Below are 14,150 nucleotides of genomic sequence, written 5' to 3'. Positions count from 1 at the left end.
TAGGCGAGCGTGTTGCGGCTATTGCCGTGCCCGCACCCAAGCTAAATTCGGAATATGCCGGGGCTTCCGGCTGCCCGACTCATACAGACTATCCACATCGGAGTCCCTACTACATGACCATCACCTCCAACGAGAAGACCAGTGCCCCGGTCGTTGCAATCAACGACATTGGCTCTGCTGAAGACTTCCTCGCTGCCGTCGACGCCACCATCAAGTACTTCAACGATGGCGACCTCGTCGAAGGCATCGTCGTCAAGGTTGACCGCGACGAAGTTCTGCTCGACATCGGTTACAAGACCGAAGGTGTCATCCCTTCCCGCGAACTTTCCATCAAGCACGATGTTGACCCGGGCGACGTTGTCGCCGTCGGCGACAACGTCGAGGCCCTCGTCCTCACCAAGGAGGACAAGGAAGGTCGTTTGATCCTGTCCAAGAAGCGTGCTCAGTACGAGCGTGCCTGGGGCGACATCGAAAAGATCAAGGAAGAAGACGGCGTCGTTACCGGCACCGTCATCGAGGTGGTCAAGGGCGGCCTTATCCTCGACATCGGCCTGCGCGGCTTCCTGCCGGCATCGCTTGTCGAAATGCGCCGTGTGCGCGATCTGGCTCCGTACATCGGCCAGGAAATCGAAGCCAAGATCATCGAGCTGGACAAGAACCGCAACAACGTTGTGCTGTCCCGCCGTGCATGGCTCGAGCAGACCCAGTCCGAGGTTCGCTCCACGTTCCTCAACAAGCTGGAAAAGGGCCAGGTTCGTCCGGGCGTCGTTTCCTCCATCGTCAACTTCGGTGCATTCGTGGACCTTGGCGGCGTAGACGGCCTCGTCCACGTTTCCGAGCTGTCCTGGAAGCACATCGACCACCCGTCCGAGGTTGTCGAGGTTGGCCAGGAAGTCACCGTCGAGGTTCTCGAGGTCGACCTGGACCGCGAGCGTGTTTCGCTCTCGCTCAAGGCCACCCAGGAAGATCCGTGGCAGACCTTCGCCCGCACCCACGCCCTTGGGCAGGTTGTTCCGGGTAAGGTCACCAAGCTTGTTCCGTTCGGTGCATTCGTGCGCGTCGAAGACGGAATCGAAGGCCTCGTGCACATCTCCGAGCTGGCCGTGCGCCACGTGGAGCTGGCAGAGCAGGTCGTCTCCGTCGGGGACGAGCTGTTCGTCAAGGTCATCGACATCGACCTCGAGCGTCGCCGCATCTCGCTGTCCCTCAAGCAGGCCAACGAGGGCGTCGATCCGGAAGGCACCGAATTCGATCCGGCACTCTACGGCATGGCCGCAGAGTACGACGAAGAGGGCAACTACAAGTACCCGGAGGGCTTCGACCCGGAGTCCAACGAGTGGCTCGAAGGCTTCGAGACCCAGCGCGCAGCTTGGGAGCAGCAGTACGCTGACGCCCAGACCCGCTGGGAAGCCCACAAGAAGCAGGTTGCCCAGCACCTGCTCGACGACGCAGCCGCAGAATCGGCTCCGGCCGAGTCCGCTTCTTCGTCCTACTCCTCGGAAGCCCCGGCTCCCGAGGCAGGCACCCTGGCATCCGACGAGGCCCTCGCAGCACTGCGCGAGAAGCTCACCGGCGCCTAAGCTTTCCTGCGCCAACGGATCATTGATCCACGCGAGGTAGCTTGACCGAAGGCCCCTTCCACCACGGGTGGAAGGGGCCTTCGGCGTTCCCGGGTATGGTGGAAATGATCCTTAACTCCTCTTTGACAATGAATATCTTGGTTTCGTTGCCTTCCGTGCCCGGCCAGCTTCCGCTGGTCGCGCTCTGCACTCCCGCGGGAGGGACCCTGCCGCGGCGGCCGGGCACCAACCTCTTGTTCTGGGCCGCGTGGCTGGTATTGGCCGCGTCGTTGCTGCTCCACCTGGCCAACGGGCCGGAGGCGAAACCGGCGAGCTTTGCCGAGTACATGCGCGCCGTCGAGTCCCCGGTCCCCGAATGGGTCCACTGGGCACGCGACGGATTGCTGGCCTGCCTCAAGGCGCTGGTCTTTGCCGGATTCGTCCTTCTCCGCAGGCTGCCGGGCATCGGCCTGCTGGTGGTCTCCGGCATCGCGGCGGGCAGCCACGTGCTCGGGCAGCCGGCCTGGATCTGGACGGTCGCCGCCGTGCTGCTGCTTGGGATTGCGGGCACGGACGCGTGGGCCCGGGTGCGGCAGGTGCGCTTCCTGTGCCCGCGCGATGCACCCAAGGCGTGGGTGTCGCAGGCCGAGCTGGCCGAGGGCTGGTTCACGGCCCTGGGGCTCGGAGTTCTTGGATGCCTGGCCGGGGCGCTCCTGCTGGCCGGACCCCATGCCCGGCTCCTGGAGGCGCCGATCCTCACGGAGAACGACGACCCGTTGGAAAGCTGGCCGCTGGCACTTGCGGTCCTGGGTGCGGTGGTGGCCCTGCAGGCCCTGCTCGTGTTGCTGGGGCAGTTCCTCGTGACCCCGCGCCACGGCTGGCTGGTCATCGACGTGGGGGATGCCGACCCGCACGAGGTGTTCGAAGCGCTCGAAACCCAGCTTCCCCCGATGCCGCTGGGCGAAGCCCGGCGCACGCGGGGCTGCACGTGCGCCGAGGGCCTGGAGCCCGAAACGGAGGCCGGGCCGCGTGCCTCGATCTGGGTCGATGAGGAGTGCCCGGCCCACGGTGCCGGGCACCTGAACTCCCTGGCCGCCGGGGACTTCCTGCTGCTGGCCGACAAGCAGTGGACCTACGACGAGGTGTCGGAGGCGTTGGATCCCCACACCGAGCACCGGGCAACAGGCAGGCTGCTGTTCCATGTGGGATCCATGCGTGGTGCATCGCTGTACCAGGACACCGGGGCACGGCATTCCGGGTTGCTGGTGGCCGAACGGTTGCGGCGCCGCGCGGCGAAGGACCGCGAGCCGGCGGGCCCGAGACTGGCAGATGCCATGGATTGGTTGGGCGAGGACGAGCTCATCGACGTCATCGACCTGCGCGCCATCGGCTTGAACGGGTGCGCGCTGCGCAGCCGCGGGAACATGCCGGGTTATTTCCCTGAAGCCGCCCCGCAGCTACTGAAGCCCTGATTCCGGGGGTGCGATCCCGAAACGGCGTTCGGGCTCGATCGACGCCACGCCGCGCACCCCGGCCAGCCGGGCCCGCCCCGAATCCTCGGCGTGCCCCACCACCTGGCCGAGGCTGCCCAGCACCCGGTCGATGGCCAGGCCCGCTTCCTCCAGGTCGTGGGCAACCTCCTGGACCCGTTCCAGGTAGGCGTCCTGGACGGTCACGATGAAGGTGGTGCTTGGCGGCAGCGGTGCCCGGCCGGAATCATCCATGGCCGTAGTAGCTTTCCGGTGATTCGTCCTCCGGTGCAGGTTCCTGCACTGCCGGGGCCGGCGATTCGGGAGCGGCCGGGGGAGGGGACTGCACCAGGCCCGCTGCGACATCGACGGAGGGCCGCTCCAGCCGTTGGGCTTCCTGGGCCAGCTCCGCCCACAGTTCGCGGCCGCGGAAACCGGTGGCCTCGCACAGCAGCGCGGCGACGCCCGCGGCATGCGGGGTCGCCATCGAGGTGCCGCTGATGGTGTTGTAGCGCTGGGGCATCGGCCACGAGGAGTAGATCCCCACCCCGGGGCCGGCAATGTCGACCTGGCCGCCGCGTCCCGGCAGCGTGCGCGCGGAGAAATCGGCGACGGCCAGTTGGGAATCCAGGGCACCGACGGCCATGATGTACGGGCTGTTGGCCGGAGCCCCGACGAATCCCGGCTCCCCGGCCGAGCGCCGCGCGTTGTTCCCGGCCGCCGCGATGATCAGCGTGCCGCGTTCCAGCGCGCGCCGGCCCGCGGCCACATAGGGCGGGTGCACCTGGCGCACGTCGGCGCCCAGGGACATGGAGACGATGTGGCAGTCGTGTTGCAGCGCCCAGTCGATCCCGGCCAGGATGCCGGAGTCCGTTCCGGACCCGTCGTTGCCCAGGACCTTGCCCGCATAGATGGAGGCGCCGGGCGCCACCCCGTAGCCGCGGGCCCCGTCCAGGGCGCGCGGACCGCAGGAGGTGCCAATGCAGTGGGTCCCGTGCCCGTGCCCGTCGTGGGAATCCTCGCCGTCGATGAAGGACTCGGTGGTGACGTCGCGTCCGGCGAAGTCCGGGTGCCCGGCGTCGAAGCCGGTGTCCAGCACCGCCACCCTGACCCCGGCCCCGGTGTACACGGACTCGGCGGCGAGCACCGCCGCCAGCCCCCAGGTCGACGAGGGGGTGTCGGCGAAGGCCGGGGCCGCGGAAGCCTCGGGGCCGGTGGCCGCCGGCAGGATCCGGTACCGCATTTCCGGGACGATGTGCATGGGCAGGCCCTCGGAGCTGCAGCGGGCCCGCAACTCGCCCAGCTGCCCGGATTCCGCGTCCACCACCGCCACGCCGAGCCGCGGGAAGTAGCCCTCGAGGTCGAAGCCCTGGGCCTCGAGCATGCCGGGCACCTCGTCCTGCAGGGCCCTGGCGCCGAAGCGGGCGGAGGCCCCCGGCCCGGGGCGGTCAAAGACCACCACGAAGCGTCCGGGAACCGGAACGGCGGCGGTTGAAAGCGGCTTGTCGGGGTCGAACATCGTGGCTCCTTCGTCAGGTGGGCGCGCCGCGATCCGGAAGCCATGGCCCCGGGAGCAGCATCTGCTGGCAGTCGAGTACCCAGAACCCTACCGTCGTTCCCGGGTCCCCGGTAGTGCCGGGGACCCCGGAACCCACCGGCAGGAGCCCGGCCATCAGTCGTGCGTGGCCACGGGACGGAAAGCGACCTCGTCGGTGCGCAGCAGCGAGAAGTCCTGGTTGGGGTAGTCGAGTCCGGCGAAGTACGCGTTGGTGTGCGCGATGATCTGGTCGCCGGTCAGGGACTGGCCCTCGAAGGTCTCCGCTCCGGTGGTGTGGGCATCGCGCACCACCGTGACGTCGTAGCCCATGGCTGCCGCCCGGCCGGCCGCGGTGCGCAGGCAGTAGTCGGATTGGGCACCGCAGATCACGAGGCGTCCCACGTCTTGGGCGATCAGCGAGGCGTGCAGCCCGGTGCCGGTGAAGGCGTCCCGGTAGGACTTGAAGATGCGGTGCTCGTCGTCCTGCGGTTCCAGTCCGGCGGCCAGGCGCCACGGCGTTGAATGGCGCTCGAATTCGCGTTCGTCCTGCACCCAGTAGATCGGCGTGCCGGTGTCCCTGGCCCGGGAGACCAGGTCCTGGATGCGGGAGACGACCTTCTTGGGATGCACGCAGTAATCCATCACGCCTTGCTGCATGTTGATGATGACAAGTGCGGTCTTTGAGCCTTCGCGATGTTCGTCCATGCCAGCAGTATTGCACCGCTTCGGGGCCCGGGCCGGGATATGGCGCGCGGAGCCGGGACCGGCGAGCCGCCGGGGCGGGCGTCAGTGCCAGAATCCGGCGAGCCGCCCGGCCAGCGCCCTGCCCTGCTCGCAACCGGCCCGGGCGGCGGCCGGACGCGTCGAGGGGTCCATCATGTTGTTGCCGAAGGCATCGAGCGAACCATCATCCGGCAGGATGGTTTCGACCCCGCTGCCGCCGGCGCGCAGCTCGTCGACCTGCACAGCCAGTCCCATGCCCCATTGCGCCGGGTGCCGGGTCCGCCCGCCGAGCGGGGAGAAGACCAGCACCCGCCCGCAACCGGCCGCCAGGTCGGCATTCTCGCTCGATCGCCGGTAGCCGCCGTCGATGAACCAGTCTTCGCCGATGCCGTAGGCGGTGGCGGCGGCACAGCTGGCGGCCACGGCGTCCACCAGGTCGACCCCGCTGTGCCTGTCGAACACGACCGGTTCCCCGGTGCGGGCATCGACCGCCGTGAGAAGCATCGTTCGCTCCGGCCAGTGCCGGACGGGCAGCCGGGCCGCGACCGTGTCGCTCCACCGCGCCTGCCCGGAAGCCTCCGACGCCGCCTCCAGCTCCAGCGCGGCCGCGCCCATCCTGCGGCGCATGTCGGCCGGGTCGGCGGCAGCGGCGATGAGTTCGCCCGTCCTGCGCAGGTGCCCGGCCGCCGATTCCGTGGGAGCGCGTCCACTGCCGGTTCCTCCGCCTGCGGTTCGTTGCGGGGGTTCGGCGGCCAGGATGTCGGCCAGCAGCCGGGCGGGGCTTGCGCCGGAGATCTGGGCCGCGGCCGTGGCACCGGCCGAGGTGCCGATGAGAACATCGGCATCGGTCACATCCAACCCGGCCGCGAGGAGGCCTGCGATGGCGCCGATCAGCCAGGCGTTGCCGGCCGATCCGCCGCCGCCCAGGACCAGCGCCCGTTCGTTCGCGGTTCGTGCGGTCCGGGCGGTGTCGAGCGCGGGCAAGGTGAAATGCCTGGTGTTAAAGGGATGTGAATTCATGGGAGTCGCCTTTCGCGATGTGCCTGCGGGGCGCTCCCGGTGGCGACTAGTGAGGTCGCGCGATCGTGGACTGCAGGGGAGCACCCACTGTGGATACTGCGTTCATGGGGGACTCACCTCCTGCCGATGGTTCACGATCACCGCAAAAATACCACGCCGAAAAGCCGGTGCACAACGGTGGAAGCCCGTCGGCCCCGGGGTCGGGAAGACCCCGCGCCAGGCCGGGGATTTTCCTTGTCCTTGGGGCCGGTGCATGCATAGGCGGAAGCCGTGGCCAAGACTAGGATATGCGCCATGAACGAGGCGCATTCCATCGCGGTCATCGTCGCCCACCCGGACGACGATGCCTACGGTTGCGCCGGTTCCATCGCCCTGCACGAGCACGACCCCGGGTTCAGGTTTGTCCTGGTGCTGGCCACGGACGGCGCCGCCGGGCAGATCTCCCGCGGCGTGCCGGCGACCCCGGAGACCCTGGGCGCCTGGCGCCGGGTGGAAAGCTCCAACGCCTGGAAGGCCCACGGCACCGTCCCGGTGCGGCACGAATGGCTGGGGTACGCCGACGGGCACGTCGCGGAGGCCGACTTCGAGGAGCTGGTGGCCCGGCTGCAGTCGATCCTGGAAGCCGAGCGGCCGCAGGTCGTGGCGACCTTCGGTCCGGACGGGATCACCGGGCACCGCGACCACATCGCCATCGGGCGTGCCGCCGACGAGGCGTTCCACCGCGCCAGGTGCGTGCCGGGACCCGGGCTGCGCCGCCTGGTCCACGGGGCGATCCGCGCCTCGGTCTTCGAACGCTGGAACACCGCCCGGCGGCGCGCCGGCGCCGAGGCCTGGGACCCCGGGCGCGAATACCACCTGCGACCGGTCCCGGACGAGGCCATCGACATCGAGGTCGACACCTCCGCGGTGTGCTCGCGGATCGTCGCCGGGCTGCTGGAGCACCGCAGCCAGCGCGAGGTGCTGATCGAACCGGGCGCCAGCGTGCGCCGCTGGGAACGGATGGTGTCCCGCGAGCCCGCTGTCATGGCGTGGCCGCCGCGTGCCGCCGGGCAGCCCGTGCTCGCCGACCTGTTCGAGGGGCTTTGAGGCGAACCGGGGCCTACGCCTTCGTCGACACCGTCACGGTGAACTTCGGGTTCCGCGCCACCTGGCGGGTGGGGCCCACGAGCTTTTCGAGCTGGCCGCGGTAGCCCAGGTGCGAATTCCAGACGCACCACAGTTCCCCGCCCGGTGCCAGCACCCGGCCGGCATCGGCCATCAGCTTCAGCGCGATCCCCGCATGCACGGTGTTGCCCATGTGGAAGGGCGGGTTGAGCACCACCAGCTGCTCGGTGGCATCGGGCAGGGTCCCGAGCGCGTCGTCCTGCACCGCGGTGACGCGGTCCGCGACCCCGTTGGCCGCGGCGGTGGCTTCCGTGGAAGCGACGGCGGAGGCCGACTGGTCGCAGGCGTGGACCGAAAGCCGCCGGTGCTGCACCGCGAGGTACGTTGCGATGGTGCCGTTGCCGCAGCCCAGGTCCACCGCGCGCCCGGTTCCCGGCGGAATCTTGAGGTGCTCGAGAAGGAAGCGGGTGCCTGGATCCAGCTTGGCGCCTCCGAAGGTCTGCGCGTAGGCGCGCAGTTCCAGCGGTGCCTCAAGTCCCACGGCGAATGATTGCCGCAACGGGAAGCGTGCCTCGGGGCGCTGCGCGGCGGGAAGCAGGCCGGTGGCGGTGAGCACCCGGGACTTCTGCCGTCCCAGCGAGGCGGAGACGGTGGCGAAGTACCGGCCGAGCAGCTCGTTCATCGAGAGGTTCATGTGCTTGATGCGCCCGGCCGCCATGACGGTGACCTCGGGGCGGGCGTGTTCGGCAAGCGCGGCGAGCATCTCCTCCAGCGCGTCCAGCGACCGCGGCAGCGCGACCAGCACCAGCGAGGCGCCCTCCAGCAGCGCGGCGCCCAGGGGCAGCTGCCGGTAGTCGCCGGCAAGCCCCGGCAGCAGGGCCGCGGCGTTTGCATCGATGGCACGGGCCCCGGAGAGCGCGTCCTGGTGCACGCGGATGCCGCGCACCCCGGCATCCAGGGCCCCGAGGACCAGGGCGCCGTAGTGGTCGCCCAGGACCACCACCCGGCCCGGCTCCGCGGGCCATCCGGCCTCGGAGGCCAGATCCAGCAGCAGCCGGTCGGCGGCATCGACCGCGTGCAGGTTCGCGGCCTCCACGTCGGGCCAGCGGCGCAACAGCCCAAAATCCAGGTTCAACGGACATCCACCCATTCGGTTCCAAGGTCTTGTGCGCGCGAGGCGCCGGCGGTCAGCGTGGCCAGCCGGTCGTCGAACGCGGCCAGCAGCGTCGCTTCGTCGTTCAGCGCGACCCGCAGCGTGGCGGCGCTCGGCCCGTAGTCGGTGCCCAGCACCTGCACCCCGGCGGAACGCAGGTCGTTTTCCAGCCGGCCGGCGGCGGCGTAGTCGGCCTCGAGGCCCAGGATCCGCAGGCGTTCGCGGCGCAGCAGCGGGGCCGCATCCAGGGCGCTGGACACCGATTCGGAGTACGCGCGCACCAGCCCGCCGGCGCCCAGCAGGATGCCGCCGAAGTAGCGCACCACCACCGCGGAAATGTCCGACAAATCGGTCTTCCCGGCGTCGGTTTCCCGCTTGGCCAGCGCGTCGAGCATCGGGATGCCGGCGGTGCCCGAGGGCTCCCCGTCGTCGTTGCTGCGCATCGCGGTGCGGTCGGGTCCCAGGATGAACGCGCTGCAGTGGTGCCGGGCGTCGAAGTGCTTCTTGCGCAGCTCGGCCACCAGGGCGCGGGCGGCGGCCTCGGATTCGACCCGGCGCAGGTAGGTGATGAAGCGCGAGCGCTTGATCTCCAGCTCGTGGACGAAGTCCCCGTCCACCGTCGTATAGGCCGTCGCCACAGAATCGTTGTCCATTACCGATCCAGTCTAGTGTTTAGCGCCCGTGGATGCCCGCCGGGGCATTGTCGCTGCCGGGGCCCGGTGGGAGAATCTTGTACGTGGGCCAATGGCCGAAACGGGGCGCAAGCGGTGCTGCAACTGAACTTGCTTGGGGAACAACGACTGACCAGCCGGGACACGGACCTGGCGGCCGGGGGTTCGCGCGCCGTCGAGCTGCTGGCCTACCTCGTGGTGCATCCGGGGATCCGGGTGCCGCGGTCCGTGCTGGCCGGCACCTTCTGGCCCGAGACCCCGCAACCGCAGGCGATGACCAACCTGCGCCGCGAACTGCACAACCTGCGCCGGCTGCTGGACGGCGTCGATGCGCTGGGGATGTCCGACGGTGCCATCGGCGCGCTGGAGTGTGCGGGGTTGCGCGTGGATGTGCAGGTCTTCTCCGCCGAGCGGGCCGCGGCGCTGCAGGCGGCGGGCAGGGACCCTGCCCGGTTTGTGGCCCACGCCCAGGCGGCGCTGCGGGAGTACCGGGGGGACCTGATGCCGGGGAACTATTCCGACTGGGTGCCCGAGGCGCGGGAGAAGCTGCTGCGTGAATGCACCGCCCTGTGCGACGAGGCCGCCGCGGCCCTCACCGCGCTGGGCCGGGGGCAGCGGGCCCTTCAGGTGGCCGGACGGCGCGTCACCATCGCACCGCTGGAGGAGCTCGGCTACCGGGGCCTGATCCGCGCCCACCTGGCCCTCGGGGACCGGCCCGCCGCGCTGCACGCCTACCACCGCTGTGCCGACGTGCTCGAGAACGAACTCGGCGTGGCACCGGCGGCCGAGACCCGCCGGTTGCTGGGGCTGCCCGCCCCGCACCCCGGGGCACCGGGACCCGCCGCCCGGCCGGCGGCGGCCGGCAACCTGACGGTGGGACGGGACCGCGAGCAGGAGGTGCTGGAAAGCTGCTGGGAACAGGCCCGGGCCGGACGGCCGGCCCTGCTGGTGCTCTCCGGCCCGCCGGGGGTCGGCAAGACGCACCTGGCCAAGGCGCTGGGCCAACTGGCGCGCACCGGCGGGGCTGCGGTTGCCTTCGCGCGCTGCGTCGACGCCTCCGGGCGCATCCCGCTGGCCCCGGTCGCCGGATGGCTGCGCGGCCGCGACATCGCCCCGCTGCTTGCCGCGCTTCCGGAATCGATCCGTCACGAGGCGGCCCGGCTGCTGCCCGAGCTGCCCGATCCCACCCCGTCCGCGGGGACCGACGTGCCACCGGGCCCGGGCCGCGCCATGGTCGATGCCTGGCAGCGTTACCGGTTCTTCGAATCCCTGGCCGGCGCCGTCGCGGCCCCCGGCCGGCCCACCCTGCTGGTGCTCGATGACCTGCAGTGGTGCGACCCCGACACCGCGGCCTGGATCGCCTTCCTGCTCGATTACCCCGCGGCCCGGCAGCTGCTGCTGGTGGCCACCCTGCGGGAGGGCGCCGACACCCAGCCACCGGCCGTCGGCGCCCTGCTGGAAGGCGCCCGCAGCGCGGGGCTGCTGCACCGGCTGCGTGTCGCACCCCTGGACCAGGCGGCGGGCGCCGAGCTGGCAGGCCAGATCCGCGGCCGCCCGCTGGGCACCGACGAGGCCCGGCTGCTGGCCGCCGCCACCTCCGGCTTCCCGCTGTACATCCTCGAGGCGGCACGCGCGGCGCCGGGCGACGGATTCGGCACGCTGCTGGGTCGGCGACTCTCCCGCCTGGGCCCGGCGGCCCGGTCGGTGGCCGAGCTTGCCGCCGCCTTCGGGCGGGGCATCAGCCTGGAGCTGCTGGCCGAGGCCGGGGACCTGGACACCGTCCGCCTGGCCGCTGCCCTGGACGAGCTCTGGCGCGAAGGCATCCTGCTGCCCACCGGCGCCGGCTACGACTTCGGCCACCACCTGCTGCGCACCGCAGTGCGGGAGAACACCACCCCGGCCGGCCGCTGGCTGCTGCACCGCAGGCTGGCGAAGTCCCTGGAACTGCTGAACGCGGGAAGGCTCGATGCCGTCGCCGCCACGCTGGCCGAGCACTACGAACTGGGATCCAACCCGGAGCGGGCCCTGCCCTTCCACCTGCGGGCCGGCGCCGACGCCGTGCGGGTGTTCGCGAACTCCGCCGCGCTGAAAAGTTACGACCAGGCACTGGGGATCATCGGCCGGCTGCCCGCCGGAACGGAGCGCGACGAGGCCGAGCTGTCGGTGCGCCGGGCCATGTCCCCGCCGCAGACCGCGCTGCTGGGCTACTCCTCGGCGGCGTTGCTGGGGAACCTCGAGCGCGTCGGCGCGCTGGCCGAACGGCTGGGCCGGCCTTCGGTGCACTCGGCCAGCCTCGTCGGGCTCTTTGCCGGACGCTACGTCCAGGGACGCATCGAGGATTCCTACGCCATCGCCCGCCGGGCCCTGGACCTGGCCGGGGACGACCCGGCCCTGCTGGGGCAGGCGCACTTCGCCGTGGCCGGAGCGGCGCAGGGCTCGGGGCGGATCGCCGAGGCCATCGAGCACTTTGCGCACTGCACCGACGACTCTCCGCCGGGCTACTCCTACATCCTGGGCACGCGGCTGCACATCCATGCCCGCGCCTGGGGGGCACACGCGCACTGGCTGGCCGGGGACGACGACGCCGCCGGGCGGCTGTGCGCGCAGGCGCTCGCCGGGGCGCAGTCCGGCGGGCACATCTACACCCGTGCCGTGGCCCTGGCCTATGCGGCGGTGCTCGGGCAATGGCGCGGGGACCGGGCCGCGGTGGCCGAGAATGTGGCGGAGCTGATCGCGCTGTGCCACCGCTACGACATCGCCTACTACGGGCAGTGGGGCGAAATCCTGGCCGGCTGGCTGGCCGGCGGGGAGCCGGGCGCCGCAAGGATCCGCGCCGGGATCGGGGCGTTGCACGCCCAAGATGCGCTGGCGCGGATGCCCTACTGGCTGTGGCTGCTGGCCGTGACCCTCGCCGAGGGCGGGCGGCGGTCCGATGCGTGCGCGGTGCTCGATGCGGCCCGGGCCACCGCCGCCCTGCACCGGGACCGCTGGTGGCTGCCCGAGGTGCTGCGCATGCGTGCGCTGCTCGATGCGGGGGACTCCGCCGCCGCCCTGCTCGATGAAGCGCGCGAGGTGGCCCGCGCGCAGGGCAGCAACGCCTTGCTGGCCCGGCTGGGGCCCGGAGCCGCGTAGGCGAACGCCCGGCGAACAGGGCCGCGCCTAGCGTGTATCGCACCACCCACCCCCTACACCAACAGGAGCCAACCATGGAAGCCCGGAGCCAAACCACCGAAACCGCCGCGGAGCTCTTTGCCCCGCTGCGCACCTCCCTGCGCGGAACCCTGACCCTGCCGCAGGACGCCGCCTACGACGAGGCACGCGCCGTCTACAACGGCATGGTCGACCGCCGCCCGGCCGCCATCGCCCGGGTCGCCGACACCGCGGACATCGTCGCGGCCGTGGACTTCGCCCGTGAAAACTCCCTCGGGCTCGCGGTGCGCGGCGGCGGGCACCAGGCCTCCGGGCTGGCCGTCGCCGACGACGCGCTGGTCATCGACCTGGGCGCGATGCGCTCCACGACGGTGGACCCGGCGTCGCACACCGTGCGGGTCGACGGCGGGGCGCTGTGGGCGGATGTCGACCACGCCACCGTGGCCTTCGGCCAGGCCGTCCCCAGCGGCTTCATCGCCTCCACCGGCGTGGGCGGGTTGGCCCTGGGCGGCGGCATCGGCTACCTGACCCGGCGCTTCGGCCTGACCGTGGACAACCTGCTGGCCGCCGACGTGGTGCTGGCCGACGGCACCCTGGTCACGGCCGACGAGCACCGGCACCCGGATTTGTTCTGGGCGCTGCGCGGCGGCGGGGGCAACTTCGGCGTCGTCACTTCCTTCACCTTCCGCATGCACGAGATCGGCGAGCACGGCACCGTCATCGGCGGTCCGGTGTTCTACGACCTGGCCGACGCCCCGGCGGTGATGCGCTGGTACCGCGAACTGCTGCCCGCCCTGCCCGAGGAACTCTCCGGCTGGATCGGGCTGCTGACCATCCCTCCGGCCCCTCCCTTCCCCGAGGAACTCTGGGGACGGAAGGCCTGCGCCATCATCTGGTGCTACACCGGGGCGCACGAGGTGGCCGACGCGGTGCTGGCACCGGTGCGCGGGTTCGGCTCCCCGTTGCTGGTGGGCCTGCAGGCCATGCCGTTTTCCGCGCTGCAGTCGGCCTTCGACCCGCTGTTCCCGGCCGGGATGCAATGGTACTGGCGCGCGGACTTCGTCACGGAGATCTCCGACGCCGCGATCCAGGTCCACGCCAAGTACGGGGCGGCGCTGCCCACGGGGTACTCCACCATGCACCTGTACCCGATCGACGGGGCCGCCGCGCGCGTCCCGGCCGATGCCACGGCCTTCGCCTACCGGTCCGGCGGCTGGGCCGGGGTCATCGTGGGAGTCGACCCGGACCCGGCCAACGCGGAACTCATCACCGAGTGGACCAAGGCCTACCACGACGCGCTGCACCCCACCACGGCCGGCGGGGCCTACGTGAACTTCATGATGGAGGAGGGAACCGACCGGATCCGCGCCTCCTACCTGGGCAACTACGAGCGGCTGGCCCGCATCAAGGCGCACTACGACCCGGGCAACCTCTTCCACCACAACCAGAACATCGTGCCCGCCGGCTGAGCAGGCCGGCCTCTGGCCCGGTTTCCCGTGGGGCGATGCTGACGCGGAAGCCCGGGAAGTCCAACGAGGGACTGCGCGCGCCGCCGGGCGTGGAGGCGGCGAGGTGAAGGCGCCGACCAGGGAGCAACTGGCCCCGGTCGGCGCCTTCGCATGTCCTGCCGGCTCCGCTCTGCTGCCCGCCGACGCCCACCCGTCCGGACGTCGCATTTCGCTGAACCTGGCCACGGTATGCATTGACGATCGTCCGGACGCCGACAGCGGCCTCAGAATCGTGACCGGGAGGTGTCGGCCGGTG

General features: G+C 71.1%; 11 protein-coding genes. 5 read left to right on the top strand and 6 right to left on the bottom strand.

Annotated elements, in window-relative coordinates; genetic code table 11:
• The first annotated feature begins 113 nt into the window (after positions 1–113).
• On the top strand, positions 114–1,580 hold the full coding sequence (gene rpsA / locus BLJ79_RS03430) for a 30S ribosomal protein S1 (protein ID WP_071213302.1): 1,467 nt from the start codon (positions 114–116) through the stop codon (positions 1,578–1,580).
• Between the two features lie 128 nt (positions 1,581–1,708).
• Positions 1,709–3,031: a hypothetical protein gene (locus BLJ79_RS03425; RefSeq protein WP_071213301.1), complete on the top strand. Its 1,323-nt coding sequence runs from the start codon at positions 1,709–1,711 to the stop codon at positions 3,029–3,031.
• Here BLJ79_RS03425 and BLJ79_RS03420 read toward each other — a convergent pair.
• The 4 genes from BLJ79_RS03420 to BLJ79_RS03405 form a co-directional block, all read right to left on the bottom strand.
• Positions 3,017–3,283, bottom strand: a complete 267-nt coding sequence (locus BLJ79_RS03420) for a hypothetical protein (RefSeq protein ID WP_071213300.1) — start codon at positions 3,281–3,283, stop codon at positions 3,017–3,019. The two genes, BLJ79_RS03425 and BLJ79_RS03420, sit on opposite strands and share 15 nt — an antisense overlap.
• On the bottom strand, positions 3,276–4,547 hold the full coding sequence (locus BLJ79_RS03415) for a S8 family serine peptidase (RefSeq protein ID WP_071213299.1): 1,272 nt from the start codon (positions 4,545–4,547) through the stop codon (positions 3,276–3,278). The genes BLJ79_RS03420 and BLJ79_RS03415 overlap by 8 nt, the downstream gene beginning before the upstream one ends.
• A gap of 153 nt (positions 4,548–4,700) precedes the next feature.
• Positions 4,701–5,270 carry an isochorismatase family protein gene (locus BLJ79_RS03410; RefSeq protein ID WP_071213298.1) on the bottom strand — a complete coding sequence of 190 codons (570 nt, stop codon included), beginning with the start codon at positions 5,268–5,270 and terminating at the stop codon, positions 4,701–4,703.
• Between the two features lie 81 nt (positions 5,271–5,351).
• Complete coding sequence (locus BLJ79_RS03405) at positions 5,352–6,308, bottom strand: patatin-like phospholipase family protein (RefSeq protein WP_071213297.1); 957 nt, start codon at positions 6,306–6,308, stop codon at positions 5,352–5,354.
• Between the two features lie 294 nt (positions 6,309–6,602).
• On the opposite strand from BLJ79_RS03405, the gene BLJ79_RS03400 reads away from it, so the two are divergent.
• Complete coding sequence (locus BLJ79_RS03400) at positions 6,603–7,394, top strand: PIG-L deacetylase family protein (protein WP_071213296.1); 792 nt, start codon at positions 6,603–6,605, stop codon at positions 7,392–7,394.
• Between the two features lie 13 nt (positions 7,395–7,407).
• On the opposite strand, the gene BLJ79_RS03395 is transcribed toward BLJ79_RS03400, so the two are convergent.
• Together BLJ79_RS03395 and BLJ79_RS03390 are read right to left on the bottom strand one after the other, a co-directional pair.
• Positions 7,408–8,562, bottom strand: coding sequence for a class I SAM-dependent methyltransferase (locus BLJ79_RS03395; protein ID WP_071213295.1), 1,155 nt, complete (start codon positions 8,560–8,562; stop codon positions 7,408–7,410).
• Positions 8,544–9,218, bottom strand: coding sequence for a YigZ family protein (locus tag BLJ79_RS03390; protein WP_071213294.1), 675 nt, complete (start codon positions 9,216–9,218; stop codon positions 8,544–8,546). Before BLJ79_RS03390 ends, BLJ79_RS03395 begins: the two co-directional genes overlap by 19 nt.
• Before the next feature lie 114 nt (positions 9,219–9,332).
• Here BLJ79_RS03390 and BLJ79_RS03385 point away from each other — a divergent pair, with 114 nt between their 5' ends.
• Together BLJ79_RS03385 and BLJ79_RS03380 are read left to right on the top strand one after the other, a co-directional pair.
• Positions 9,333–12,368 (top strand): ATP-binding protein, encoded by a 3,036-nt coding sequence (locus BLJ79_RS03385; protein ID WP_071213293.1) that lies wholly within the window; start codon positions 9,333–9,335, stop codon positions 12,366–12,368.
• A gap of 74 nt (positions 12,369–12,442) precedes the next feature.
• Positions 12,443–13,855, top strand: a complete 1,413-nt coding sequence (locus BLJ79_RS03380; protein ID WP_071213292.1) for an FAD-binding oxidoreductase — start codon at positions 12,443–12,445, stop codon at positions 13,853–13,855.
• Positions 13,856–14,150 lie beyond the last annotated feature (295 nt).

It is taken from the genome of Arthrobacter sp. UCD-GKA (assembly GCF_001863355.1).
Lineage (GTDB): Bacteria > Actinomycetota > Actinomycetes > Actinomycetales > Micrococcaceae > Paeniglutamicibacter.
The sequence above is the reverse complement of the archived record's forward strand: the minus strand, read 5'-3'. Positions and strand labels throughout refer to the sequence as shown.

What these genes read in the sequence shown, in the direction of transcription:
- rpsA (WP_071213302.1), top strand. Translation starts at nt 114, where the DNA reads ATGACCATCACCTCCAACGAGAAGACCAGTGCCCCGGTCGTTGCAATC.
- BLJ79_RS03425 (WP_071213301.1), top strand. Translation starts at nt 1,709, where the DNA reads ATGAATATCTTGGTTTCGTTGCCTTCCGTGCCCGGCCAGCTTCCGCTG.
- BLJ79_RS03420 (WP_071213300.1), bottom strand. Translation starts at nt 3,283, where the DNA reads ATGGATGATTCCGGCCGGGCACCGCTGCCGCCAAGCACCACCTTCATC.
- BLJ79_RS03415 (WP_071213299.1), bottom strand. Translation starts at nt 4,547, where the DNA reads ATGTTCGACCCCGACAAGCCGCTTTCAACCGCCGCCGTTCCGGTTCCC.
- BLJ79_RS03410 (WP_071213298.1), bottom strand. Translation starts at nt 5,270, where the DNA reads ATGGACGAACATCGCGAAGGCTCAAAGACCGCACTTGTCATCATCAAC.
- BLJ79_RS03405 (WP_071213297.1), bottom strand. Translation starts at nt 6,308, where the DNA reads ATGAATTCACATCCCTTTAACACCAGGCATTTCACCTTGCCCGCGCTC.
- BLJ79_RS03400 (WP_071213296.1), top strand. Translation starts at nt 6,603, where the DNA reads ATGAACGAGGCGCATTCCATCGCGGTCATCGTCGCCCACCCGGACGAC.
- BLJ79_RS03395 (WP_071213295.1), bottom strand. Translation starts at nt 8,562, where the DNA reads ATGGGTGGATGTCCGTTGAACCTGGATTTTGGGCTGTTGCGCCGCTGG.
- BLJ79_RS03390 (WP_071213294.1), bottom strand. Translation starts at nt 9,218, where the DNA reads ATGGACAACGATTCTGTGGCGACGGCCTATACGACGGTGGACGGGGAC.
- BLJ79_RS03380 (WP_071213292.1), top strand. Translation starts at nt 12,443, where the DNA reads ATGGAAGCCCGGAGCCAAACCACCGAAACCGCCGCGGAGCTCTTTGCC.